This window comes from Gemmatimonadota bacterium (assembly GCA_030747075.1).
GTDB lineage: Bacteria > ARS69 > ARS69 > ARS69 > ARS69 > ARS69.
This window is the reverse complement of record JASLLL010000022.1, coordinates 1-25,271: the sequence shown is the minus strand read 5'-3', so window position 1 is coordinate 25,271 and position 25,271 is coordinate 1. Positions and strand designations below refer to the sequence as shown.

21 protein-coding genes and 1 riboswitch are annotated in these 25,271 nt (G+C 65.2%); of the genes, 7 read left to right on the top strand and 14 right to left on the bottom strand.

Annotation, left to right across the window (positions count from 1 at the left end; translation table 11 throughout):
- Positions 1–55 precede the first annotated feature (55 nt).
- Together QF819_07940 and QF819_07935 are read left to right on the top strand one after the other, a co-directional pair.
- Entirely contained in the window at positions 56–1,585 is a 1,530-nt protein-coding gene (locus QF819_07940) for a right-handed parallel beta-helix repeat-containing protein (protein ID MDP6803090.1), read from the top strand.
- Positions 1,582–3,522 (top strand): sulfatase, encoded by a 1,941-nt coding sequence (locus tag QF819_07935; GenBank protein ID MDP6803089.1) that lies wholly within the window; start codon positions 1,582–1,584, stop codon positions 3,520–3,522. Before QF819_07940 ends, QF819_07935 begins: the two co-directional genes overlap by 4 nt.
- Before the next feature lie 9 nt (positions 3,523–3,531).
- Here the strand turns inward: QF819_07935 and QF819_07930 are convergent, their stop codons facing one another.
- Together QF819_07930 and QF819_07925 are read right to left on the bottom strand one after the other, a co-directional pair.
- A complete protein-coding gene (locus QF819_07930; GenBank protein ID MDP6803088.1) occupies positions 3,532–4,671 on the bottom strand; it encodes a multiheme c-type cytochrome in 1,140 nt (379 codons plus the stop codon).
- Positions 4,672–4,722: 51 nt separating this feature from the next.
- Positions 4,723–4,986: a hypothetical protein gene (locus tag QF819_07925; GenBank protein MDP6803087.1), complete on the bottom strand. Its 264-nt coding sequence runs from the start codon at positions 4,984–4,986 to the stop codon at positions 4,723–4,725.
- A 159-nt stretch (positions 4,987–5,145) separates the two neighbouring features.
- Positions 5,146–5,307: riboswitch (cobalamin riboswitch) on the top strand.
- A gap of 144 nt (positions 5,308–5,451) precedes the next feature.
- Here QF819_07925 and QF819_07920 point away from each other — a divergent pair.
- Genes QF819_07920 through QF819_07905 form a run of 4 tightly spaced genes read left to right on the top strand, consistent with a single transcriptional unit; the run spans position 5,452 to position 11,601 of the window.
- The gene (locus QF819_07920) at positions 5,452–7,065 is read left to right on the top strand and encodes a FlgD immunoglobulin-like domain containing protein (protein ID MDP6803086.1); all 1,614 of its coding nucleotides are present in this window, start codon (positions 5,452–5,454) and stop codon (positions 7,063–7,065) included.
- Between the two features lie 2 nt (positions 7,066–7,067).
- Positions 7,068–8,975 carry a TonB-dependent receptor gene (locus tag QF819_07915; protein ID MDP6803085.1) on the top strand — a complete coding sequence of 636 codons (1,908 nt, stop codon included), beginning with the start codon at positions 7,068–7,070 and terminating at the stop codon, positions 8,973–8,975.
- Positions 8,972–10,513, top strand: coding sequence for a BNR-4 repeat-containing protein (locus tag QF819_07910; protein ID MDP6803084.1), 1,542 nt, complete (start codon positions 8,972–8,974; stop codon positions 10,511–10,513). The genes QF819_07915 and QF819_07910 overlap by 4 nt, the downstream gene beginning before the upstream one ends.
- Complete coding sequence (locus QF819_07905) at positions 10,510–11,601, top strand: hypothetical protein (GenBank protein ID MDP6803083.1); 1,092 nt, start codon at positions 10,510–10,512, stop codon at positions 11,599–11,601. Before QF819_07910 ends, QF819_07905 begins: the two co-directional genes overlap by 4 nt.
- A 6-nt stretch (positions 11,602–11,607) precedes the next feature.
- Here QF819_07905 and QF819_07900 read toward each other — a convergent pair whose 3' ends face one another.
- Entirely contained in the window at positions 11,608–12,516 is a 909-nt protein-coding gene (locus QF819_07900) for a hypothetical protein (GenBank protein MDP6803082.1), read from the bottom strand.
- Between the two features lie 147 nt (positions 12,517–12,663).
- On the opposite strand from QF819_07900, the gene QF819_07895 reads away from it, so the two are divergent.
- Positions 12,664–14,913 carry a glycosyltransferase family 39 protein gene (locus QF819_07895; GenBank protein MDP6803081.1) on the top strand — a complete coding sequence of 750 codons (2,250 nt, stop codon included), beginning with the start codon at positions 12,664–12,666 and terminating at the stop codon, positions 14,911–14,913.
- 30 nt (positions 14,914–14,943) lie between these two features.
- On the opposite strand, the gene QF819_07890 is transcribed toward QF819_07895, so the two are convergent.
- The 11 genes from QF819_07890 to QF819_07840 all read right to left on the bottom strand — a co-directional run bounded on the left by QF819_07890 (position 14,944) and on the right by QF819_07840 (position 25,136).
- Complete coding sequence (locus QF819_07890) at positions 14,944–15,597, bottom strand: MBL fold metallo-hydrolase (protein MDP6803080.1); 654 nt, start codon at positions 15,595–15,597, stop codon at positions 14,944–14,946.
- Positions 15,585–16,142 carry a transcriptional repressor gene (locus QF819_07885; GenBank protein ID MDP6803079.1) on the bottom strand — a complete coding sequence of 186 codons (558 nt, stop codon included), beginning with the start codon at positions 16,140–16,142 and terminating at the stop codon, positions 15,585–15,587. The genes QF819_07890 and QF819_07885 overlap by 13 nt, the downstream gene beginning before the upstream one ends.
- Before the next feature lie 48 nt (positions 16,143–16,190).
- Complete coding sequence (locus QF819_07880) at positions 16,191–17,048, bottom strand: RNA polymerase sigma factor RpoD/SigA (protein MDP6803078.1); 858 nt, start codon at positions 17,046–17,048, stop codon at positions 16,191–16,193.
- A 172-nt stretch (positions 17,049–17,220) separates the two neighbouring features.
- Positions 17,221–17,988: a hypothetical protein gene (locus QF819_07875; protein MDP6803077.1), complete on the bottom strand. Its 768-nt coding sequence runs from the start codon at positions 17,986–17,988 to the stop codon at positions 17,221–17,223.
- Positions 17,985–18,620, bottom strand: coding sequence for a rhomboid family intramembrane serine protease (locus QF819_07870; GenBank protein ID MDP6803076.1), 636 nt, complete (start codon positions 18,618–18,620; stop codon positions 17,985–17,987). Before QF819_07870 ends, QF819_07875 begins: the two co-directional genes overlap by 4 nt.
- A 91-nt stretch (positions 18,621–18,711) precedes the next feature.
- The gene (locus tag QF819_07865) at positions 18,712–19,128 is read right to left on the bottom strand and encodes a hypothetical protein (protein MDP6803075.1); all 417 of its coding nucleotides are present in this window, start codon (positions 19,126–19,128) and stop codon (positions 18,712–18,714) included.
- Between the two features lie 472 nt (positions 19,129–19,600).
- Positions 19,601–19,777: a hypothetical protein gene (locus tag QF819_07860; GenBank protein ID MDP6803074.1), complete on the bottom strand. Its 177-nt coding sequence runs from the start codon at positions 19,775–19,777 to the stop codon at positions 19,601–19,603.
- A 128-nt stretch (positions 19,778–19,905) separates the two neighbouring features.
- On the bottom strand, positions 19,906–20,385 hold the full coding sequence (locus QF819_07855; GenBank protein MDP6803073.1) for a response regulator: 480 nt from the start codon (positions 20,383–20,385) through the stop codon (positions 19,906–19,908).
- A 202-nt stretch (positions 20,386–20,587) separates the two neighbouring features.
- Positions 20,588–21,976, bottom strand: coding sequence for a sigma-54 dependent transcriptional regulator (locus QF819_07850; protein MDP6803072.1), 1,389 nt, complete (start codon positions 21,974–21,976; stop codon positions 20,588–20,590).
- Complete coding sequence (locus QF819_07845) at positions 21,973–23,136, bottom strand: ATP-binding protein (GenBank protein ID MDP6803071.1); 1,164 nt, start codon at positions 23,134–23,136, stop codon at positions 21,973–21,975. Before QF819_07845 ends, QF819_07850 begins: the two co-directional genes overlap by 4 nt.
- Positions 23,137–23,345: 209 nt before the next feature.
- Positions 23,346–25,136 carry a pilus assembly PilX N-terminal domain-containing protein gene (locus tag QF819_07840; protein MDP6803070.1) on the bottom strand — a complete coding sequence of 597 codons (1,791 nt, stop codon included), beginning with the start codon at positions 25,134–25,136 and terminating at the stop codon, positions 23,346–23,348.
- Positions 25,137–25,271 lie beyond the last annotated feature (135 nt).

Genomic DNA, 25,271 nt, shown 5'->3' with positions numbered 1-25,271 from the left:
GTGAGCCACCTTGGACACTCTTTTCGAGATCCGCTCGTCAGGGAGGTTGAGACTGATGGCCCTCCGTCGCTGTGTCACTGGAGACCCCCGTTTGCTCTGCGGCGCGCTCTGTCTGCTGCTCTCCGTCGCGCTGCCGTCGTCCGCGGCGGTCATCCTGGTCCCCGACCATCACTCGTCCATCTCGACGGCCTTGGCCGCAGCGACTCCGGGGGACGAAGTTCATGTCTCCGACGCCGGGTCTCCTTACGAGGAACAGATATTCCTGGTCGACGGCGTGGTGCTTCGGGGGGGCTATGACGCCACCTTCACCTCCTTCGATCCTTCCTCGCATGAGACCGTGATCCAGCTCCCGGACAGCACAACCGGCAGCGTCGTGGAGGCTGGCACCGCCGGAGCGGCCACACGGCTGGAGGGTTTCACCATCACCGGAGGCGACACGGTCCTGGGCGGCGGCATCTTTTGCGGCACGGGAACTGCGCTGGAGATTTCGCTCTGCATCGTCCGCGACAACTACGCCAGCCAGAACGGCGGCGGCATCCAGATCTCCGGCTCTGCGGCACGCGTGACCCAGTGCACCATCCAGGACAACATCGCCGGCCTTCGCGGAGGAGGCATCTCCGTCGCAATCGACTCAGAGGACGCGGTCGTCTCCGACTGCTCCATCCTCTCCAACTCGGCAGACCCTTCCGCCGCTTCCACCATATCCGGCGGGGGCGGGTTCTTCTCCCGATCCGCCATTCTCTTCGAGCGGAACCTCGTGGACGGGAACTTCTCCGGGCGGCACGGCGGCGGAATCATGCTGATGGATACAGGGCTGGCCGGATGGTGGAACGAGATCACGGCGAATCAGGCCACCGAGAATGGGGGCGGGATCTATCTGGATGGCGGAACCAGCGTTCATCAGCACTGCATTCTCGATGGGAACACGGCGGGCATCAACGGCGGAGGTCTGGCCTCTACCGATGGATCCAATCGCTTCCTGAACGGGTCCATCCTGAACAATACCGCCACGGGCGACGGCGGCGGGATTCACCTGGCCTACAGCATGGCGGACGAAGTCCGCGGAACGGACATCGCCGGAAACTCGGCAGCCAACGGAGGCGGGCTCCTCCTGGAGGGGCCGTCCACGGGGAGCTTTGCCTTCTACTCCGTGGAGGACAACTCTTTCTCGGCAAACACCACTGTCGGCACCGGCGGCGGGATCCATGTCACCGGGCAGTCCATCGGGACCATTCGAAACAACATCATCGCCGGGACGCTCGCAGGCGCCGGATTCTCCTGCGGGGGTGCTTCCGCGAATCCCGTGTTCCACTACAACGATGTCTACAACGACCCCGCCAACCCGGACGATGGATACGGGGGCACCTGCGAAGACCGAACGGGGATTGCCGGGAACATCCGCGCGGACCCCGAGTATTGCGATGCCTCCGCGCTCCCTGCAGACCTGGCGCTCGCCGCGTCTTCTCCGTGTCTGGGCGCAGGACTCGACGGTTCGGACATGGGAGCCCACGACGCCGCCGACGCCTGCGGGACGACCTCCCTCGCTCCGGCCAGCTGGGGACGCGTCAAGGCCCTCTACCGGTGACGGCATCCCCCGAAGGCCGGGGGGATCCCACGCTTCGCCACCGCCTCGCGGGCAGTGCGCTTCGCGGGGCGGCCGGACTGCTCCTGATCGGCGTCCCCGACCTCTGCGTCCGACTGGGCGCGGGACCCGCGCTCTCCCGGCCCGTGCGCGACTTCTCCGAACTGGCGCTCGTCGGTGCCATGGCAGGCATCGTCGTGGCCTGCCTGCCGAAGATCCCCCGAGTCGGCCGCCTCTCTCCATTTGGAACCGTACTGGGAGCCGGGGCGGGCGGGGCACTCTGGCTGAACTCCGTCTCCGGTTCCACCCTCCTCGGGGAAGTCGCGCCGGTCGCCCTCGCCGGACGCGCGGTCCTCTCCGCTCTGACCGGACTCATCCTCGGGCAGGGACTCGGCGTGCTGATCGGCCGCGCCCTCCCGACTCGGCGGCCGCGCCTCTCGGACGCCTTGATCGCGTTCCTTCTCGTTCTGCCCGCCCTCATCCCGATACGCCCGCAAGGCGTGATCCCCGGCGACCGACCCAGCGTCCTCCTTCTCACCATCGACACTCTCCGGGCCGACCGTCTCGGATACGCGGGGCACCCCTCCCCCACGAGTCCGCACCTCGACCGGCTTGCACGCGGCGGGGTCCGTTTCGCCCGGGCGGTGACGCCGCTTCCGCGAACACTTCCCGCCATCGCATCGCTCATGACCGCCGCCTATCCGCACGACCACGGGGTGCGCGACAACTTCCACTACACGCTGGGCGACGCGCGTCCCACGCTGGCGTCCCGATTCCGTGAAGCCGGATGGGCGACCGCTGCCGTCAACTCCAACCCGGTGCTCTCCCACGACAGCGGCATTTACCGGGGGTTCACGGTGGCCGATGACCGCGGCGACGACTGGTCACGCCTCTCCCCGCAACGCGGCCTCCTCCGGCTCCTGACGCTGGCCGCCATGCGCCACCGCGAACGCGCCGAAGTCATCACCGATCGCGCGATTGCGTGGCTTCGCGCTCGCCCCGCAGACCAACCGTTCTTCCTGTGGGTTCACTGGCTCGCACCCCACATGCCTTACGATCCCCCGCGAGTCTATGCGCGACGCTTCGATCCCGGTTACGAGGGGGAGTATCGCGACGCCTTCGACTACCACCGGATCGGGAAGGGGGAAATGACCTACCGGAATCCACTCTCCGCCCGGACTCGCGCCCATGCTCGTCGCCTCTACGACGCCGAAGTGGCCACGGCGGACCGCGCGCTCGGTCGCCTTCTCAAGACCATGGAGGAATCGGGGTGGCTTCAGAACACGCGGATCATCGCCACCTCGGATCATGGGGAGAGCCTGAACGAACACGGGTATCACTTCAACCACGGCGACTTCGTCTACGGCCCGGCTACCGACATTCCGCTCATTCTCGCAGGCTTTGACTACCCGCCCGGAGATGTCCCCCCCGCGGCCGCGACCGGCCTCACCGATCTCTTCCCGCTTGTCGAAGAGGCTGTGGACCTTCCGCGCGAGAACTCCGGCGCGGTTCCGCTTGCCGACGCGTCGCGGATTCGCTTCGGAGAGTCCGGGTTCTGTCGGTTCCCGCACCTGAACGACCGGATCGACTCGAACATCCCGAAGGAGATCGCGCAGGATCCGGATCTGGCCGGGAACTGGCGAGAGGACTGGGAGGCCAGTGCCAATCGCGCGAAGCAGCGCTTCGTCATCCGTGACGGGTGGAAGCTCGTCCGGACACCGGGAGCGGAGAAACCCCGCATGGAACTGTTCGACCTTCGCCTCGATCCCGGCGAGCTCCACGATCTCTCCGGGGAACGACCCCGTGAGCTGGCGGACCTTGTGGAAATCCTGAATGCGTGGGTCCGGCTGGGCGATTCCCGAGTCACCGATGCGGGGACACGCACGATCGACGACGAGCTCCGTCAGCGCATGGAAAGCCTGGGCTATGTCGGCGACTGACCCGCTCGGTCAGTGCGCGATCTTCGGCCAGTAGGTCTCCAGATCGAAGTCCGGGCTGTTGTCGGCATCGTGGCATATCGTGCATCCCTTTTCCCCAAGCCCGTCTCCGTAGGTGCCGTCGCGGGAGTGTTCGCTGCCGGGACCGTGGCAGACCTCGCACTGAACATTCACGAGTTCCGACAACCCCTTCACCCTCGGGTTGTATCCGGCTGCCTCTCCCGCCCCGACTACATGACACGCGACGCACTCGGGGAGGGCGTCGGAGTGCTCCTCCACCAGCGTCTCGAACGCGCTGGCATGGCCGGTCTGCTTCCAGCTCAGGAACTCGGGACGGTGACACGGGCGGCAGGAGTCCGCGCCCATGTAGTACTCGTCCCCGTGCCTGCGCAGTTCCATGGCGTCCGCCATAAAAGTGCTGCGGACAATCTCGTTCAGGCGAATATGGAACTCCTCCACGAAGCCGGCCATCTCCTCATCTTCCGGAAGACCCTGGCTCAGCGAGACGAACTCGCCCATCGCCCGTGACACATGGCCTCCGCGAAGTTCAAGGCGCGCCACGCCCACGCTGCGTCCCCGCGATCCGGACACCAGATAGAGCGCACCTCCCTCCGCGGGGAGCACGGTGCCGTAACCGGGCGAGCCGCTTCCGAGGACCAGCACATCAATCCATCCATCCAGCGACTCCGCAAGGACGCGCGCCTGGGCAATGGTCGAGCGGCACAGGAGGACCACCACATCGCACTTTTCCCGAAGCTCGGGGAGAAGCTCACGGAGCACCTCTTCCGGGTCTTCCGCCACCACGCCAAACCCGGCGAGAACACTCGGCTCCACGGTCGTCGGAGACAGCACCGCGGTGACCCCGATGCGCAAGTCCCCTCTTTCCAGCACGACCGAATGCGGCAGGATTCCTTCCCCGGTCACGGTGTCGAGCAGGTTGGCGGACAGAATGGGAAAGGGCGCTTCCTGAATCACGGGCAGCACCACTTCCCGCGGCAGTTCCAGGTCCGCCGGTCCGAGTGTGGCGGCGTCGTATCCCATGCGGGCAAACGCCTCGATCAGAAAGAGCGCGCGAGGAAGCGCGGTCGGCTTCTGGTGCCCGGCGATATCGCCCGCGTCCACAAGGAGAACACTCTCGTACTTCGCTCTCATCTCTGCAAGATAACCGGCCCGCCGGGCCAGTCCCCCCCGGGGGCTCTTGCCTCACCCGCAGGGGGCGGTTTCTCCGCGCCCATCCGTCGTGGAGACGAGGAGGAGGTCGGGTCCGAAAGGACCAAAGAAGAGATCGTGGGAGTCTTCTTCCATCTCGTGGAGAAGGCTGTCCACTCCCGCCGCGGTGGCGGGAAGGGCTACAGAACCGGCAGACTCCTCGGAGTCTCCGCCACTTGCCGGAAGCGCGGTCAGAACCACCGCGATCGGGATCCACACAAGTACCGCCAGCACCAAGCGCTTCGCAAGTCGGGACAAGGAACGCTCCTTCGGGTCATCGGCCGCCAAACGGCCGTGCGTCATTTGCCAATGGTGGAATCCTACCACTCTGCTCTCCTTCGGGGAATCGCCACCTTGACCCTGCCTCCCCCGCATGATTCTATCGGTCGTGGCAGTCGTTTCCGCAAGGGGCGGTTGTCATGACCATCGCGTTCGGGTAAAGGGAAGCCGGTTCAACGCCGGCGCGGCCCCGCCACTGTAAGCGGCGACAACCTCCGCATTCATGCCACGGGAAACCGGAAGGCGCGGAGCGAGGAAGACCCGCGAGCCAGGAGACCGACCCGAACACTTTCGTGGACCGCCTTCGAGGGTGAGGCCGGTGATTCCGATCCTTGTCAACACTTCGGCTTCGGGGTTCCGCCAACCGGCGGACGATGTCTCCGTATGCGAAGCCCAGTGCGGATCGGCCGCCGAGTTTCCATCCCGCTTCCGGAGACTCTCATCATGTGGAAGACGCTGACGCATTCACGCTTGTCGATGCTGCTTGCCATGCTCCTTGCCGCCCCCGTTTCGTCCGGGTCTGCTGACGCCGCGCCGCCCGCGAATGCCGCCTATGTGATTGGCTCCAACGATGCCACGATCACCCGCGTCGATCTCGATTCGGGAAGTGTGGTGAACGCCATCGCTTCGGTGGGCTCCGGCGCCAACCGCGTCGAACTCTCCGACGATGAATCGGCACTGCTTGTGGTCAACTCCTCTTCAGGAGACCTCACGCTGTTCGATCTGCTCACCCAGTCCACGCTCACCACCACTTCGCTCCCCGCAGGATCCAATCCGTGGGCCGTTGAGTTTCCCGGGGAGTCCGCGTTCGTCTCGGCACTGGGCGCAAACGCCGTGTACGAGGTCCACCCGTGGACCGGTGCCGTCACCGATACGGCTGCGGTCGGCAAGAGTCCGGAGGGAATGTGTCGCGCGGGCGGGTGGCTCTTTGTCGCAAACACCGGCTTCGACTTCACGACCTACGCCTACGATCCCGGAACCGTCACCGTCCTCGACCCCGCAGGCCTCTCTGTCGTGGCCACGATCCCGGTCGGCACCAACCCGCAAGCCTGTCTGCCCGCCCCGGATGGCACGGTCCATGTGATCTGTACCGGCGACTTCTTCCTCACGACCGGTGAGATCCATGTGGTGGACCCGGTAGGACTGGCCCCGCTGGACACGCTTCCCATCCCGGCCTTCCCCGGGGGCGGTGCCATCGACACGACCGGTCTCGGCTGGCTCAGCATCACCACGCCTTCCTTCGCTTCCGAGATCTGGTCCTACAACGCGAACACGCTCACGCTTCTTCACGGCCCGGACGATCCGCTGATCCCTGGTGGCGGATTCTACGGCAACCCGCGCCTCGACCCGGACGGCCACCTTCTCGTGCCCGACTTCGGTGCGGATCTGCTCTATCGACTGGACCACTCCGCACCCGACAGCCTGCACGCGTGGGCGGTCAACGACGGCCCGATCGACCTCGCCGTGGTGGAGACCGACGCATCGGTGGGCCTGGCGATGCGCCCTCCGAGTGCATGGAACGCCCCGGACGGAATCCGGCTCTCGTGGACCGCCAGTCCGTACGCAGGGGTCGCGGGCTTTGCCATCGATCGGCAGGGTCCCGCCAACACGATCTTCTCTCCGGTCGCCACGAATCTCCCGTTCGCCGAAGTGTCCGAGTGGACCGATGCCGCAACGCGCGACGGATACTCGTACACCTACCGCGTCGGCTGGATCCATTCCGCGGGAGATCTGACTTTCCTCCCGCCGGTGACCCTTGTTCGGAGTGCGCCCGCGGCCCCGACTCTCGCCGTGGGACGCGCCTTCCCGCAACCGTTTCGCACAACGGTGACGCTCGAGCTTTCGCTTCCGAACGAGGCCGAGGCCACCGTGACACTGTTCGATGTCTCGGGACGAAGCGTCGCCGAACTCCGGCCGGGACGCCTTCCCGCGGGCGGGTCCCGCGTCACCTGGGACGGCCGCACCGACGCCGGCGAAGATGCCGCACCGGGAGTGTACTTCACCCGGGTTCGCGCCGCGGGCGAGTCCGTCTGCCGACGCATCCTCCGGGTCCGGTAGCCATGAACCTTCGCCCCCTCCTCCCGGGCGCACTGCTGCTGGCGCTCCTTCCAGCTGCGGCGACCGGGACCGACCCGCCCGCGCCGACGCCTCCCCCGCGGGAATGGCGCCTGCCTCCGGTGGTCATTCGCGCCGACGAATGGCCCGCCGAGGCGGTTCCCATCCCGCGAAGCATCGTCGGCGACGCGGCCATCGACCGGCGCCCGGGCGGGGATGTCGGCGAACTGCTCGCCTCGCTCGCCGGAGTGCGCATCGCTTCCATCGCGGGGCCGGGAACCGGAACGGGAGCATCCATTCGCGGTTCATCGACCGAACAGGTGCTGGTTCTCGTGGACGGGCGACGGTGGAGTACTGCTCAGGGTGGCGGCGCGGATCTCTCGTCCCTTCCACTCGATTTCGTGTCCCGCGTGGAGGTTCTCCGCGGAGGCGCGTCCGCGCTCTGGGGCACGGACGCCCTCGCTGGCGTGGTCCATGTCCGCACTCGCGAAGTGCGCCCCGGGGCCGCCGGATTCCGCGCGAGCGGAGGGTCCCGCGGAGAGCAGCGCGTGGCGGGCTGGCTCTCGAAACGCACGCCGTGGGGCACGCGCACACGCGTCGGCGCGAGCTTGTTCGCCGCGTCCGACTCGTACGCGCCTTCCGGCAGTTCCACGAACGGCGACATCTCGCGCACCGAGGCCGACCTTCGCACCGACCTCGCCGTGGGCGGCCACGCTGCACGCGTGAACCTCTCCGCCTTCCTCGCGGAGCGCGGCGTCCCCGGAAGCGACGAGTTCCCCTCCCCCACGGCCAGGCTGCGGGACTCGCGGATCTCGGGCGCGCTTCGCATCGAAACCAGCGACACGCCGGACGGAGACGCGTTCGTGGATCTCTCGTGGTTCCGTGCGGAACGCACCTACCGCGAACCGGGAGCCGCGTTCGGGCCGGTGGACGACCGCCACCGAAATGCGAGATTCGCGGGTGACGCACGCTTCCCGGCGCAAGCCGGACCGGTGGCGCTCGTGGCCTCCACGGGAGCGAGCCTGGACCATCTCCTCAGCACGACAGACGGCGATCGGCGGCGCGTCCTTGGGTATGCATCGCTTCGTGCGGGTTCCCGGGGCCGTCTCCTCGGCCGCGACCTCACTGCGACCGCCGCCCTCCGCGTCGATGCCATCGAAGGATTCGCGCCGACCGTGGCCCCGCGAGCCGGTGTGTCGTGGGAGCTTCTCCCCCGCCGCGCCGTACTCAGTGCGTCGGCAGGACTCTCCCGTCGCGCGCCTTCCTTCGACGATCTGTTCTGGCCCGCCCGGGCCACGGCTGCCGGGAACCCCGGGTTGCGCCCGGAGACGGGTCGCGACCTCGACGCCGGAGTCCTTCTCTCGCGCCTCCCCGGCGGCGCCCGTCTGGAAGCGCACGCCTTTCTCCGCGACATCCACGACCTCATCCAGTGGACCCCGGGGGCTGCGGGAATCTGGCGACCGCACAACATCGGCCGCGCACGGATCTTCGGATGGGAGGCGGAAGCAGCCGCCGCGTTTCCGCTGGGGCATTCGCTGTCCGCCACGCTCTCCGGCACCGTGACGAGACTGGACGCCCGCGACCGAACCGGGGAGCCCAACACCCACGGAATGGAACTCCCCCACCGCGCTCCCTGGAGCGGGTCCGCCGGTGTCATCGTCCGGCATGCGAGCCTCGGGGAGATCGAGACGGTATGGCGTGGGGTGAATCGCGTCTTCCTGACCCGATCGAACACAAAGGCCCTCGGCGGGCGCCTTCTCGGTGACCTGCACCTTCGCATTCCTGTGCGCCCCGATCTTCGCGCAGTCCTCTCCGTCACGAATCTGACCGATCGCGACGCCCGCGACCTTCGCCAGTACCCGCTGCCGGGGCGGTCCTTCTCGGCGGGACTGACCTGGGGGCGAACGCCATGACCCGGCTCCTGGGAGTGCTCTCAAGCATCGCGCTCTTTGCGGGCGTCTGGACCGCGGACGCGGGCGGCTACTGGACCGCGGAGCGAAACCTCTCCGACACCGCCACCGATTCCGAAACCGGGCTGAACCATGCCGCAATGGCGGTGACCGACGACGGGGCTCTCCATGTCGTCTGGGCGGAGCGCGACGGCCCGAACCAGAACTACCGCATCTACTCCCGACAATGTTCGTCGGGTCAGTGGACACCTGCTGAACTCGTCGTGGACTATCTGGAGGCGTATCCCGGCGCGCTCGCCGGGGCCAAGTACCCGGCGCTGGCCGCGACACCCGACGGGGATCTGCACCTTTTCTGGCACGACTACCGGGTCGCCGGGATCCAGAATGTCGAGATCTTCACGAAGACCCGCTCCCCCGGTAGTGGCTGGGACGCCTCTCCCGCCGCCGACATTCGATTCACGACTTCCGACCACCCCGAGACCAACGGAGACAACGGGTATGTCCCCGTTCCCGTGGTGGCGGAAAGCGGGGCGCTGCATGTGCTGTGGTACGACTTCCGCTTTGACGGGAACTTCGCGGAGATCCTGGCCCGGTCGCGAGGTGCGGGAGCGGCCTGGGATCTCTCGGCGGGAGATGCTCCGGATGACCGCATCACCGCCGATTCCGCGCTTTCGGAACTGGTGGCTGCCGACGCCGCTCCCGACGGGACCCTGCACGCCGTCTGGCGAAGCGTGGACGGCGGCGCGAGAATCCTTCACGCACTCCGCGATCCCGCAACCGGGGCATGGACGACGCCGGACACGGTGGACACGGCCGGAGCCGTCGGCGGGGCCCCCGCTCTCGGTTGCGCGACGGACGGTTCGGCCCATGTCGTCTGGCCGGACTCTCGGGATGGCGGTCGCGCCCTCTTCGTCCGCGTGCGCTCCCCCGGCGGGAGCTGGTCCGCCGAGGAACGGATCACGCGCCCGGCGGACGGCGCGGACGAGCCGTCCCTTGCCCGGGGGCCGGATCAGGCGATGCATCTCGTCTGGAGCGACGCACGGGTGTCCCTCTTCAATCGAGAGGTATTCCTCCGGTCGCGCGCACCCGGCGCGCCGTGGGATACGACCGGTGCCGCCGACCACCGCGTGTCGGACTCTGCCGGGCGTTCGCTTCGTCCGAGTGTGATCGCTCACGGCGGATCCGTGTCAGTCCTCTGGAAGGACGACCGCGACGGCGACTTTGACATTCATTACCGCCGCCTGGCGGATGACGCGACATTCGCTTCGCCGGAGAACCCGCGACGGCTCGCCGAGGCGCGCGCGTGGCCCAACCCCAGTCGCGGAGTGCCGGTGCGCGTTCACCTCGGAACAGGCCGCGAAGCTGGAACGCTGCGCGTGGTCGATGTCCGCGGGCGAGAGGTTCGTCGCCTCGCACCGCCCGGGCCCGACAGCGCCCTCTGGGATCTTCGCGACCGAAGGGGGCATCCTGTCCCGGGCGGCGTCTACTTCCTGGCCGCCTCACGCGAGGGGCCGGTGATCCGCATCACGGTGCTCCGATGACGCGCGCGGCACACCGGATTGTGACGCTTCTCGTCATCGCCATGGCCTGGGCCGGATGCGCGGACCGACCACCTCTTGAGCCCTCCCCGCCCGACGACGGAGGGGGCACCCCCCCTGGCACGGACGACCCGCCCCCGGCTCGGGTGGTGGTGGTGAACGGCCTCGGAGAGACGCTGTCGTCGCTCGACCCGGAGACGGGCGAACTGGTCGTTCACGCAGCGACGCTCGGCGCCTGGCCGAACCGCGTCCGCGCGACTCCTGACGGCCGGTCTCTTCTGGTGACCGCATCGGGAGACAACGCGGTCGATGTATTCGACACCTCCACCCTCGCCCTCCGCCGTAGAATCGCGCTCGGGCCGGGGCGGAACCCGTGGGTCGCCCTTCCCGTGTCCTCAACGCGGGCCATCGTCAGCAACTGGCTTTCCGGGACGATTCGCTCCGTCTCCATCTATCTCGGGGAGAGCGAACCGCCGCTGGATTCGTCCGCCCCGGGGCCGGAGGGAATGGCCGTGAGTGCGGGACGCGCCTTCGTGGCGTGCACGAACTATCGGGGCGACACCGGTTCCTATGGGCCCGGCGTGGTGGATGTTGTGGATCTCACCACCTGGTCACAGGTCGCCTCGATCGGAGTGGGGACCAACCCGCAGGAAGTGGTCGTGGCACCGGATGGTCGGCTGCACATTGTATGCACCGGCGACTATGGAACCGGCACCCCCCCGCAGGCGGGTGAGATCCATGTGGTGGACCCGGTGACCCTGGGCGTCGCCGGGGTCATCCCCCTCGGTGGCTCCCCCGCGGACATTGCGATCGATGCGGACGGCACGGCGTGGGTCGCGGGCTTTGCGGACGGCCTCCGCCGATACGATGCCGTGACGCTGACTCTTCTCCCGCCCCCGCCGGACCCCATTCTGGCAACGCCCGGGTTCTCTTCCGTGGCCGCCGACACCGCGACCGGACACCTCTACGCGGTTCACTTCGATCTGGATGTGCTGGTCGAGGTCCACGCCGCCACGGGCCTCGTGACCGGCCAGTGGCTGGTAGGCGACGGACCGCTGGATGTAGAGGTGACTCGACCGCCGGGGAACTGACGCTTCCTAGCGGGGCACACCCAGTGGCCAGAGGGAGTAACTGGCGGAGAGGCGCACGCCGAAGTTGTGAACACTCCCACTCACCGGACTGAGCGTCGTGGAAAAGACACGACCCGCCTCGACATCCGGTTCCCTTGAAGAGACCTCAAACTCCGAGAGGTCCGGGTTGATGCGGACGAGATCCTCCAGGTGCACGCCGACCGCCCATCGATCCGTAACGGATACGCGGACCCCGGCTCCAAGAGAAACCAGAGCATTCGTCTCCCGGACCTGAAACAGCGGGACTCCGAATGCATCCTCCTCCACGGTGAGCCCGGCCGCCTCCAGCTGTCTCACAAACAACGGGGGATTGCTTCCGTACACCATGTCGAACACCGTCCCCTGGGAGCTCTGCCGGAACACGCCAAGGCCCAGTTTCGCGTAGGGGAAGACTCGGCGGCTCTGGAGGGGAATCTCTACCGTTCCCGACAGAAGAAACGCATCGGTCACGGCGTCGCTCATGGCCCGCTCCGGTGGATCTCCGCCCTGGAACAGACTGGTCCAGTCCGCGGAAGCCAGAAGGTATCCTTCCAGGTCGAAGTTGCCGGGGTCTGAAGCCTGCGCGGGGAACTGCACACGATAGCGTGCTGCCGAGTGCATCCAGGAGGCTCCCACAATGAACCGGGAGTTCAGCCGGTAGGTGGCGCCGATGCCGTTCCAGAACGCCGGGTCCACATCCACGATGCCCTCGTCGCGCTCCACAAGCTGCCCGTTCTGGAAACCGCTGAGATCCGCGGAAAAGGAGGCGGTGCCGACGGTCCCCTGCACAAGGAAACCGGTGAGCCACTCAAAGCGGACGCGTTCGGGAGCCACCTGCGCGGAAGCCTCCGCGGGCAGCAATACGGCCAGAATCGGGACTAGAAGAAGCCTCTTCACTTCATCTCTCTCCGGGAAGAACCGGGAAATCCCCCGCTCGCGGGGCCGACCGGCGAACACTCTACCCCACGACGCCGGGATCTGCAAGGAAGGTCCCCGGTCTGTGGTAGCTCTGGTAGAGTTTGTCAGGTCTTTCGCGGGGGGGCCGTGATCGTGGGATCATCCGCCAATCCAACATGCCATCCTCCCCGGCCGGGGAGGCTTGGCCGGGCTGTTCCCTGGGTTCTGGCTGCGCTCTTTCTGGCCCAGGCTCTCCACGGGCTGGCGGTCAAGACGGGCACCTGCGACGAACTCGGGGCACACATCCCGGCGGGGATCCTCCTCTGGAAGACCGGGGGAGCTTCCAGCGGACTCAACAACCCGCCCCTCGGGCAACGAATGCTGGGCCTCGGGCCGGTCCTCACCGGAACTGCCGACGCTCCGCTGAACGACTCGCCCGGGCACCTCTTGCCGGCCCGCCTGCCGGTACTGCTGCTCGGAGTCCTCACACTCCTGGGCACGGCCGCGGTGGCCCGGCGCGCTTTCGGAACTTCCGCCGGGCTCCTCGCGATGGCGTGCGCGGCGCTCTCGCCGAACCTGATCGCACACTCCCGACTGGCGACGCTCGACTTGCCCGCGACAGCCTCCACACTTCTGGCGTGTCTGCTCGCATGGCGCGCCGCGGCCCGTCCTTCCACCTGGCGCCTCGTGGCTTTCGCCGCGGCCGTCGGTGTGGCGGCCTGCACCAAGCACACGGCGCTCCATCTCCTCCCGGCGATCTCACTGGGGGCACTCCTGGTTCCCGGAGCGATCCAGGAGCGCATCCGACGAACTCTCGTGCTGGGGGGGGCGGCTGTCGCAGGGGTGCTGGCCGTCGCGTGGTTCGTCCACCCTCACTCCTTTGGGGCGGGGGCACTCCCTGAGCCGATGGCCACCAAGCCGGTGGCCCGCGTGCTCACCGCCGCACTCCCCGACGCATTCGCCCGGGGGATTCTCGGCAAGTGGGAGCATGGCGCATCCGGGCACTTCTCGTACCTGTTCGGCGCGCGGTCCACCGACGGCTTCCCCCACTACTTCCTTGTGGCCGTCCTGCTCAAGACACCGGGGGCCATCCTCATTCTGGCCGCTGCCGGACTCGCGGCGCTCCTCGGGCCGTGCCGGGACCGGGCGGGGTTTCTGGCCTTCGTCCTGCTTCCGGCGGCATGGATCTTCGTGGCGATGTCGCTGCTGCACCGGATCGACATCGGGTACCGGCACATTCTCCCCGCGCTTCCGGCAATCCTGGCACTGGCCGGAGCCGGAGCCGCGCGACTCGGCTCCGGAGGGCGGGGGCAACGATGCGCGCTCGTGCTGCTCTTCGGCTGGCTGACCCTTGGCGCCGTGCGAGTCACGCCGGACCATCTCGCGTACTTCAATGAACTTGCGGGAGGACCGGCTCGCGGGGATCGGGCACTGATCGACTCCAACCTGGACTGGGGGCAGGATGAGGGGCGTTTCCGGGCATGGGCGAAAGAGCGGGGTGTTCGTGTCAATCCGGAGCGGCCCACCGATGGCGTCGTCGCCGCAAACATCAACGCCCTCCACAGCATCCTCTCGTTTGATGATCGTCCCCTGCGCTGGCTCCGGCGGCTCTCCCCCCGGGAGTCGATCGGCCATACCTGGCGCATCTACGATGTGTGCGCTGACGACCTGCGCGCGGTCTCCGCTGAAGACCCGTCAGCCGGACTGGACTTTGCGAGGTGGCTCACGGCAACCAGATCGCCCGAGGAAGCCGTGACGGTGCTGGACGCGCTTCCCGAAGAAACGCTCCGCTCCCCGGCGGCTTCCCGCGAGCGTGCCGAGGCGCTCCTCGCCATGGGGCAACTTCGAGATGCTGCGAGTGAAGCCGCGGGCCTTGCGCTGGACCCGCTCCTCGCGGCAGAGGTTCGGTACCGAAACGCATCACTCGAAGGGATCGCGTGGAATGCGCGCTCGGCACAAGATCAGGTCGGGGCCTTTGTGGCGCTCTCGCGACGCGGGCACGCCGGGGAAGCCCGCGACCTCGCGCTTCAGCTCCTGGCCGAAGCGGATCAGGCTGTGGCGCGGACCGGTCTCGCACTGGCACTCGCGATGCTGGACGACCTGGAGTCGCTGGGCCGGCTCCTTCCCCCTCCTGCGGCCGGATCTCCCCGGGGACCCGAGGAACTTCTGCGAGGCCCAGCCGACGCACTGCCCCTCCCCGAACGATTCGCACGCATCCGCCTGCTCCGGAAGTTCGGGAATGAGCGACAGGCGCTTGCGGAAACCGGCGCGTTCCTCGCCGTGGCACCCACGCACGAGGAAGCTCTCTGGCTCTACGGGGAACTCGTGGTGCGCCGAAAACTCGGCCTGACCGAATACGCGCTGCCTTCCGTCGACTGGAGCGGCGTCCGGCACTGAGCGCGAGGGGCCGCGCGGCCCCCGGCGCGTCTAGAGAAACTGAGAGCGCATTTCCGGCTGCAGGAAGGGATTGGACCGTCGCTCCCGCCCGATATCCGTCGCGGGGCCGTGTCCCGGGTGGATGCGCATCTCATCTCCAAGCGGAACGAGGACCTCGTCGATGGAGCGCAGGAGCGTTCGTATGTCCCCGCCGGGGAGGTCGGTCCGACCGATGGAACCGGAGAAGAGGACATCTCCCGAAATCGCGTCCTGCCCCGACACGAGGGTCACGCTCCCCGGCGAGTGCCCCGGGGTATGGAGCACCTCCAGCGAGCACTCTCCGAATGAGAACGGCTGTCCCGGCACGAGGGTGCCGCCGGGAGCCGGGGGAGTGGGCAAATCCAGACCGAAGGCGGCGGCCTGACTGTCAAATGCCTCCAGCAGGGGAAGGTCCGCCTTGTGCATCAGGATGGGACAATCAAACGCATCCTGCACAACGCGGTTGCCGCTGACATGGTCCAGGTGTCCGTGGGTAGAGAGAATGGCCGTGGGGGTTGCGTCCCGCTCCCTCAGGAGTCGGACGAGGACTTCGGCCTCATCGCCGGGGTCCACGACGACGACCTCGTGCGTCTTCTTGCAGGTGAGCAGGTATGAGTTCACCTGGAACGGCCCCATCGGGAAGACTTCGATCCTCACCAGTACCACCGGGACCAGTCGGAATCCTTCTGAGTTTCTTCTCCCGCCCTCGACTCCTCCGCATCCGGAGAACCCGGCTTCCGCGCCCCCGGCGTCCTGACCTTCTCGCTGCTCGAACAGTGAGGGCAAAGCCCCATGAAGATCAGCGGGTGATGACTGACGCGATACCCTGTGGCCTCGGCGACTCGCTGTCGAACTTCGTCCATTCCGGAGAGCATGATATCCGCAACATCGCCGCAGCGCACACAACGGACATGCTCATGGTCCGGAATGGCTCCATCGTAGCGAGATGAAACCCCCGCCCCGCCGAACTCGTGAATCAGCCCGCGCTCCTTGAGAACACGGAGCGTCCGATAGACCGTGGCGAGACTGATGCCGGGAATCGAGGCAACGGCATCCTGGTGAATCTGTACCGCGGTGGGATGCGTGGGGGAACCCCGCACAAGGTTCAGGATGACATCTCTTTGCGGAGTACGGCGAAGCCCGACACGACGCCAGTCCGCCGCGGAGCCCTGAGGGGCTGCGCGTGGTCTTCCCGGAGGTCTGCGAGTCATCGGTATCATCCCCCCGTGACAACCTGATCCACGGCGACGCCGCCTGGCTCAGTTGAGGTGCGCGTGCAGCGCCCGGCTCAGGCCACCCGTACGAAGGCGACTCAGCGCACGGTCCTTCAGTTGGCGGATTCGCTCCTTCGAAAGATGGAGTCTCTTCCCGATTTCACCGAGCGTGTACGGCTCTTCTCCGGCCAGCCCGTAGTAGAGGTTGATGATGAGTTCCTCTCTCTGGCTCAATCGCTCTACCGCATTGTGAACATGGTGGTTGAGTTCACAATCCTCCAGGCCGCGATCCGGAGTCCCCAGCAGCGTGGAGTCCGCGATTCGGTTCAGCGGCGTTTCTCGATTCACTCCTTCGTAGTCCGTCACCATGGAATACGCCCTCACGGATGCCATGGCCTCCTGGATTTCCTGGGGAGCCCGGCCGATGGCCTCCGAGATCTCCCGAAGCGACGGCTGCCGCTCGAGCCTCTTCTCCAGCGATTCCTCCGCGCTGCATACCTTGCGAAGGGTATCCCGGCGGCTGTGCGGGTAGTGGACGAGATGCACCTGATCCGCCATGGCCTTGTTCAGATTTCGGCGAATCCACCAGACTGCATACGAAATAAACGCGCACCCTTTGCGTTCGTCAAAACGCCGTGCGGCTTCGTAAAGACCGAGGTTGCCTTCCGTAACGAGATCACTCAGGGCAACACCCCGGTTCATGTATCGCTTGGCGACGCTGACCACAAAGCGAAGGTTGGCCTGGACCAGTTCATGCACTGCGGCTTCTTCACCGGCACGGATTCTCTTGCCCAGAACGCCCTCTTCTTCTCGGGTGAGAAGAGGAATGCGCCCGATGTCACGAAGGTACATGCCGAAGGAGTCATCCAGGGGCACCGTTTGCGAAGCTCTGGCGGTGGCCATGGTTCGTCCCCCCTTTCCTAGGATGGGGTTCTCACCTGCGAATGACTCCCATTGTTCGGCTTCCTGCGACTGAGTGTCAACTGAAATCGAGAGTCTCGACCCCGCGGTCCCTTGCTTGTTGGGATTCACCGCCTACTGGGTGCATTTGTCGGGTGGCATCGAGGCGGAGCGGTCATTCCCCTGCGCGGAGGAGTTCACTCCCGGGTGAGTAGAGGTCAAAACCCTCAGGGGGCGCCAGCAGAAAGGTGCCTTCTGAGGGGGCATGGTCAAGCTGCACGAGATCCGTCCTCAGCTGCAATCGTCGGCCACCCCGTTCGATCGTGATGAGCATTGGCCACTCCACGCCTCCGCGAACTTGCCAATCGGTCCAGACAATCCGGAGTTCCGGGCCGCTCCCTCCGATCAGTTCTGACGGCATCCCCGTGGGCGGGTCCGCTTCAAGCCGCCAGTTCCCTCCCGCCAGTCCCGAGTCGTCGGCGGATGCCCGGACCGCACCGGAATCCAACGGGCGACCCGCCAGGGGATGCGCCAGAAGCGCGATGAGCAGGTCCTGCGGGGACCACGCCAGTTCCCGCCATCCCGGGCTGTCAGGTGGCCCCACCACAGCGATTTTCTCGCGCGGGAGGAGCAGAACTGCCGTGTCCGAACTCACCGCAAGGTCAAATGCGTCGAAGAAGAGCCTGGAGGTGCCACGAATGCGCAGCCGATCGGGACCAGCCAGTGTGATGGCGACGCGGCAGGACTCTTCCACGCCCTCGGCCGGATCCTCCATTTTCAGCGATCCCGTGATCCTCCCTGCCAGCGAAGCGCGAGAATCCAGGCGGGCACGAAGGTCTGTCGAATCCGGGCCATCGATGACTGGAGAGACCGAAGGCCGGGGACAGCACCCCGCCCAGAGTGCAAGGATCGCCGGAGCGGCAAGACACCTTCTGAGTCTCATCTTCGCATCGCCTCCAGCAACTTGAAGAGTACCAACCCCGCTGCGAACCCTCCGATATGCTCGAACCAGGCCACGCCCGGGGACCCTCCCTCTCCGAAACCCACGACGCCACGCAGAAGTTGAATCACGATCCACCAGCCAATCACCACGGAGGCAGGCGTGCGAATCAGGCGGAAGAAGAACCCGAGGAAGAGGATGGACACTACGCGAGAACGCGGGAACCGAATCAGATACGCTGCAAGGATGCCTGAGATCGCACCGCTTGCACCGATCGTGGGAATGGCAGAGCCTGAATAGACCAGCCCGTGTGCGAGATGCCCGCCCAGTCCCGCCAGGAGATAGAACACGAGAAACCGTCCGTGCCCCAGCACATCCTCGACGTTGTTCCCGAAGATCCAGAGGTAGAGGAGATTCCCCCCCAGATGCAGAACTCCCCCGTGGAGGAACATCGATGTCAGGAGCGCGACGGGTGCGGGATCTACCGGGACAAACCCTCCGACCGCCACAAGGGAGTACCCGCGCGATTCCGCCTGCACCTGTGCCAGGTAGGCCAGCGTGTTCGCGGCCATGAGTGCCAGCGTCACCCACGGCCGGCGAGTGGCAGGATTCACATCTTTCAGAGGAAGGAACATCTGCTCTGCCCGTGAATCGCCCGGGGGCCTCGCCAGCGGAACAGAAGAGTCCGCCTCGGAGGAACGCGCGCAGTTCCGCCGATCTCTCGGCTCAGAGTTCGACCGGGGTGCAGCCTTCGATCAGGAACTTCAGTCCCCCGTTTAGAAAAGCCACTTCGATGGCACTCCGGCTGCCGGGAAGCACTTGTTTGCGAATCACACGCCCGACATCGCGCCAGGTTTGATGATAGAAAAACTCGCCTATTTCGTAACACTCCTCAGGAACATAGGTCCGGAAGTCACCTGGTGCCGCGTCTCCAAGAAGCCCGACAGCGGTCGGATTCCGTAAAGAACCGGTCTCTTCATCTCCTTCAAAGCAAACAATGCTGTTGCAGGTCAGGCAGTTCAGCCACTCCACCCCGGTGTCGTCCAGTGCCCGAAGTACCCGCATCTTCTTTCGTCCGTCGCAGGTCGGGCAATCCTTGATCCGCGTCACCCGCTCTGCCGTCTCCTGGACCAGTGTTGTCATGTCCCCTCTTTCCGCTCCTGGCATCCTTGCAGCCCGTTTGTCCGCCAAACGGACCCTCTCAATGGACTCCAATAAAGGCAAGTATCCGCAAATATGTCAAGTGCAAAGTAACTGCCGCTAAAGGATCTACACAGAGAGACCCATTCCGACACTTCGCTCGGAAGCCGACTCCCACGCTAACGGGTCACTCTATCCTCTTCGCGTACCGGTTACCAGCCTTTCGCAAAGCCCAGCCGTCGTTTGGGAGTCATTGCGCCCGGAATCGCTCAAGGCGACGGAATCGAACCCGCGCAGCCTCCTGGCCGCGTGCCTGATTGGCGCTGTGGATTCCTGTCCGCCGCACCATGAGAACCCCACCCTCCCCGGGGAGTTCCCCATGATCTGACGGAACGCTCCCAATGAAAAGCGGGGAGGATTGCTCCCCCCCGCTCCCACACTTGGCCGTTGCGGACAGAGGCCCGCACGACTCTTCCTAGCGCTTGCGCTTGGCCTTGGCCTTCACCTTGCGCTTGGCCTTCGCCTTCACCTTGCGCTTGGCCTTGGCCTTCACCTTGCGCTTGGCCTTGGCCTTCACCTTGCGCTTGGCCTTCGCCTTCACCTTACGCTTGGTCTTCGCCTTGGCTTTCGCCTTCGAGCGAGCCATCGCCATTCAGAACCACCTCCAAAGTGGCAACTCGTTCCCGGCCCGCACGCGGGCCGCACCGTCTCCGGAAACGACGCATCGGGAAAGTACTGATCCCGGGAAAGCGCCGAATGACCACCGCCCAAGGGCGAGGGTCACATCGTCTTCCCCGACTCTCCTGTCGTCTCCGATGCCAGCAGTCGATCCACCAGCAAGCGGAACTCATCCAGATCGAAGGGTTTTCGGACGCGGGCACCGCCGGGTTCCATCCGGACCCTCTCCCGTCTTCCTCCTCGCGTCGTCATCACCACAACCTTCGCCGAGGGACTGGCGAGACGCAGGTTCTTCACAAACCCTCCGCCCCCGGAGCCCGCGTCCTCGGCCGCGATCACGAGATCATACGGATCCTTGTCAAACCTCCGCAGGGCATCCACTTCATCCACGGCCGTCTCCACCTCGTACCCTGCTTCCGAAAGATCCAGTGCCAATGCTCTTGTCGTGACCGGCTCGTCGTCCATGAGAATCAGCAGTCGTCCCGGCATCTGACGCGCCTCCACGCTCCGCAGGCTCTCTCGATTGACATACAGGCGAACTGCATGAACGCACGAGTTCGCTGAAAGCCTTGCATCTCTCATGCCAGTTTGGTCGATGAACTCCCCACATCGAATCATTCCGCCCATGACGAACGCTTCACGACCTCCAACCCTTGTGTTCTCTACCGATTCTGCCGCACTGAGCACGCTGCGAGAGAGAACAGGAAGGCGACAACCCCTCCCGAGGAAGGGTGCAGGAACGCAACACGCGTCAAGAAGTTCGACAACGCATGCTCAGTCGCGTCTATTTCTTTGACACAAGGGGCGCGCATTCGTCACCGGTCGACGAGTACAACTTCAGCTTGGTGATCAGCGTCTGCCGTGTGATGCCAAGTATCTCGGCCGCGCGAGTGCGGTTGCCATCCGTTTCTTCAAGAATGCGGAGGATGTGTTCGCGCTCCACTTCAGAAAGAGGAACCGAACGCTTCGCGATCAGTCCTCGGGCACGCGACAATGAAGAGCTCTCGCGGATCTTCTGGGAAAGATGGCCAGGGAGAAGCGTGTCGATGTCTTCCAGAAGAACAATCCGCTCCAGCGAGTTGCGGAGTTCGCGCACATTTCCAGGCCAGTCGTAACTCTCCAGACACTCCACCGCATCTTCGGACAGCGCGATCCCCGGCTTCCCGGCCAGTTCCCCAAACTCTGAAAGGAACTCTCTGGCGAGACACACCACATCTCCTTCGCGTTCGCGAAGTGGTGGAAGAGCGATCCCGATCACTTTCAGCCGATGCAACAGATCGCTTCGGAACTCACCCGCGTCACACTCTGCGTCCAGGTCCTTGTTCGTTGCCGCCACGATGCGGACATCCACCACTCGATCCTCTCGCCCGCCAAGCCTGCGAAATGATCGCTCCTCGATAAATGTCAGAAGTTTTGCCTGCGCGGAAGCCCCGGCGTCGCCGATCTCATCGAGAAAGAGCGTCCCCCCGTCCGCCGTCTCCGCAAGGCCTTCCCGAGTCTCGCGTGCATCGGTGAATGTCCCCTTCTCGTGTCCGAAAAGCTCACTTTCAAAGAGCGATTCAGGAATCGCGGAGCAGTTGAGCTTGACGAAGGGGTGATCCCGTCGATCCGATTCAAGATGCAGCGCTCGCGCAACCAGCTCCTTTCCAGTCCCGGTTTCCCCCTGGATCAGCACCGTGTGAGCACCGCTCGGAACGACCTTCAGGATGGTCTCCCGGACTTCCTCGATCGCGCCGGAATCCCCGAGAATCCGCCCGAGCCCACCGTCTTCTCTCATCTCAGTAGAGGCGGGAATGGAGCGCCGCATTCGAGATGCACGCAGGTTCTGGGAAACGCACCGGACCATCTCGTCGAGGTCGTAAGGTTTGCGTACATAGTCTTCCGCACCGAGTTTCATGGCCTGCACAACATCCTGCACCTCCCCGTAGGCGCTGATCATCAAGGCCACCGGTCGAGGGTCCAGCGCCTTGAGTTCCCGAAGGACCTCCAGGCCCGACATGTCGCCCAGCTTCAGATCCACGACGGCCACATCCGGAGCGTTCTCTCTGGCAGCACGCAATCCGGATCGGCCGGACGGGGCCGTCACCACGCAAAAGCCCTCGTCCTCCAACGCGCGTCGGAGCGTGGAGCGCACCGTTTGCTCATCGTCGATCACAAGAACGCTGTCGGTCATGCGGGACTCCCCTCCGACACGGGCTTCGCCCTCTCTTCTCTCTGTTCTTTCGAGGGCAATACCGGACGCGTCTCGCTTTGCGGGATGGGGAGAATCACGGTAAACCGGCTTCCGCCTTCTGAATTGTTGGTCGCGGAGATAAGTCCCCCATGCGCCTTGCAGATTCTCTGGCTGATTGAGAGGCCGAGGCCAAGACCCTTTGCACGACCCGACATAAACGGTTCAAAAATGTCTGCGGAAGTTCCCTCGGGAATGCCGGGGCCGGTGTCGCTGAAGGCGATACGAATCCCGGTCGGCGACGACGGCTTCGATCGGGGGCTGAGCCAGCTGGACACGCGGAGTGTTCCCCCCTTCTTTCGCATGGCGTCCCGGGCGTTCATGACGATGTTCAGAAACACCTCCCGCATCATACCCGGATCGATGGAAAGCCGTGGCAGTTCCTCTTCCATGTCCGTCACAAGGTCCACACCTACGGATTCCAGCGACTCCCGCGCCAGCGCAAGAGAGTCGGAGAGAACGCGGTTCACATCCCGGGAGCGCCGGCGTGGAGATGGCGGGCGGGAATACGCAAGAAAATCGGAAATGACCGCTTCGATGCGATCCAGTTCCTTGATAGACGCGTGCAGACTCTCCCGGTAGGGGTCTCCGCGATCCTGATGCTTCAGCACATACTGGATTGTCGTGCGGATTCCCGTCAGCGGGTTGCGTATCTCATGGGCGATCCCCGCAGAGATCGTCCCCAGTGACAGGAGCCGACGCGTCTCCGCGCCAAAACTTCCCAGCCACTCCCCTTCTCCCGCGTTTCGGAGAACGCCGACGAAATGGCGGGCCTTCCCGGATCGGTCCGGCACGGAGGTATAGTCCGACTCAAGAAACCGAACATCTCCGTTCTTCGAAAGAATATACATGGCGGCACAGGACCGAACGGAGGATTCGTTCAGGAGCGCATCCAGCGGACAGCCCGCGTCACACAGAAGAGCGCCGTCCGTATCCTGGCACTTGAGGATCTTCTGGCAGCTTTCGCCAATGGCTTCCGCGCGAGACCACCCCAGTGTGGATTCGGCGGATGCCGAAAACTCCGCGAACCGTTTGTCGGAATCGATCACCACAATCGCGTCCCGATTCGCTTCTAGAAGAGCGTGAAGAACATCCGTCTGCACCGCACGCTGCAGACGCGAGTCTCCTCTGCCGTTGCTCGTGCGCTTCCTGGTTCGGCCCGTTCCCATCACACACCCATGCACAGAGGTGGAGGTGCCCGTCTGAACCAGTCAGGCTAGCGGGAGAGACGGAAGCGGGTCAACGGGATTTGCTTCCACCTGCGCGTTCCACGGCGAGCAGTGCGTGAACATCCCGCCGCGACCCTCCCGTGTCAGGGAGTGACTTCCCGCCAGAGAAAGAGCCTCGAAACCAGCGGGGCATACGGAGGCTGCCCCGACATTCCCGCAAGGGAAGGATCATATCCATAGTCGCGATGCGGCGGACTGTACGCTGCGTGTTTGGACCACGCTACTTCCTCGGGAAGAATGCCCGCATTGTTCAGGTTGTCCGCCATGTCGGCGAACTGCATGTGAACGATGGACCCGCGCTTGAGGAGAGTGCGCGACCCACCCCATGACTCCAGCAGGTGGTCGTTGTTCGCCCAGGTGTCGCCGGCGCCCGGGTCGTCGGGGAAGCCGTCCCCGTCCAGGTCTGCGTAGTTCGCTTCCTCGACTACCGGCTGGCCATCCACCATCGCGGCGTGAATCTCCGTGGTTCCATTGGCCGCCTGACGAGAACTCTTGGGCGCCATGGTGTAGGCATCGTCATCCTGCCAGGCGTCGGAGACATGCCAGATTCGCCCGGAGGACACCAGCGCAGCCGCCCTCTTGTTCACGCTGTTGAAGCTGCCCTTTGTGTAGATCGAGTGGTCCGCCACGATCGTCAGATCGTTCTCGAGTTGGGATGCGTTGACCACACGAAGCGGGACATCGGAGTGAATCAGACCGCTCGCCGGGAAGTTCCCCCCCGACGCAAGAATGTTCAGGTCGATCTCCTGCACGGTCACATACTGGTCAACGGACGGATTCCAGAAGGTGACTTCCTGAATCGCATCCCCGACCCACGCGCTGATGTCGTTTCCGGCATTGTCATATTGCAGGTCTCCCGCTCGAATCCGGAGCGAGGCCCGCAGATCGAAGTACCCGCCCACCTCCATCGTCTCCACCGGAGGAGGATCGACGCTCGTCGCGCCCAGAGTCCCGTCTCGTACAATCCCATCCCATAGATCCAACGCCCCGTCCACGCCGTCGTCCGGATCATCGTTTGTCCAGTCCGGGTGGTTCGAATCCATGGCGACCCCCGCCCCTCCTCCCGCCATCTCCACCCAGTTCCCGTCCCGGTCCTTGATCAACACCGTCTCTCCGCCGGGGGCCGGACGCCCCCACGCATCTTCCGTGCGAATCATCTGCCCGGTTGCCGTGATCATGGGCGAGTCCACAGACAACACCGTTCCGGCGGGTCGAAAGTACAGGTTCCCGTTGGCATGGATCTTCCCGCTGATGTCCTGATCCACTCCGCGGGTGAACTCGGACAGATCCCCATCCGAGTAGAGTGCATATCCGAACGCCGGTTCGGTGTACCCAAGAACTTCCAGCCTTCGACTGAAGATCCCAACACTGCCGATCACATCGATGATGTACTCGTCCTCATCCGCGTCGGTGCTGGCGGGGCGGAGCGCAAACCGAAAACTCTCCGCCAGGCCGGAACCCGTCAGGGATTCCGCTTGATCGTCGCCCAAGTTCCACTCCCACACATACCACCCGTCGTTCCGCTCTTCCGCAAGACCGTTGTCGTCCATGTCGTCCAGCGTGAGTCCGCCCTGAAACGCGGCAACAGCCAAGAGACCCGCAGAGGCCATTGTGCCGTCCCCGTTGTGCGTTCTCCCCCGGAAGTTCGACGCCGCGAACTCCCGGTACGCCACATGCGCACCCGCCTCTGCGACATAGAGCGCTTGCGTCGCTTTCTCCCGGTTCGTTGCGATTCGCCCCTCGGATGTGGAGATTGCCAGAAAGGTCCCCCCCGCCATCGCAAAGAGCGCGATCATGAGTACCGCCAGAACAAGAACCGAACCCCGCTCATCGCGTTGTGCCAACCGTCTTCCCCACTCCACTTTCCTGATCACTGCGCTCCTCCTCTCACCGGCACTGAACAAATGGAACATAGTTCGTGGCCACACCGCCGCCCCAGCCGGATGCCTTGTTCCCCTGCAGGGTCACTTCGCCCGCGCCGAACTCCGCCTTCCAGAGATCCAGCGTGG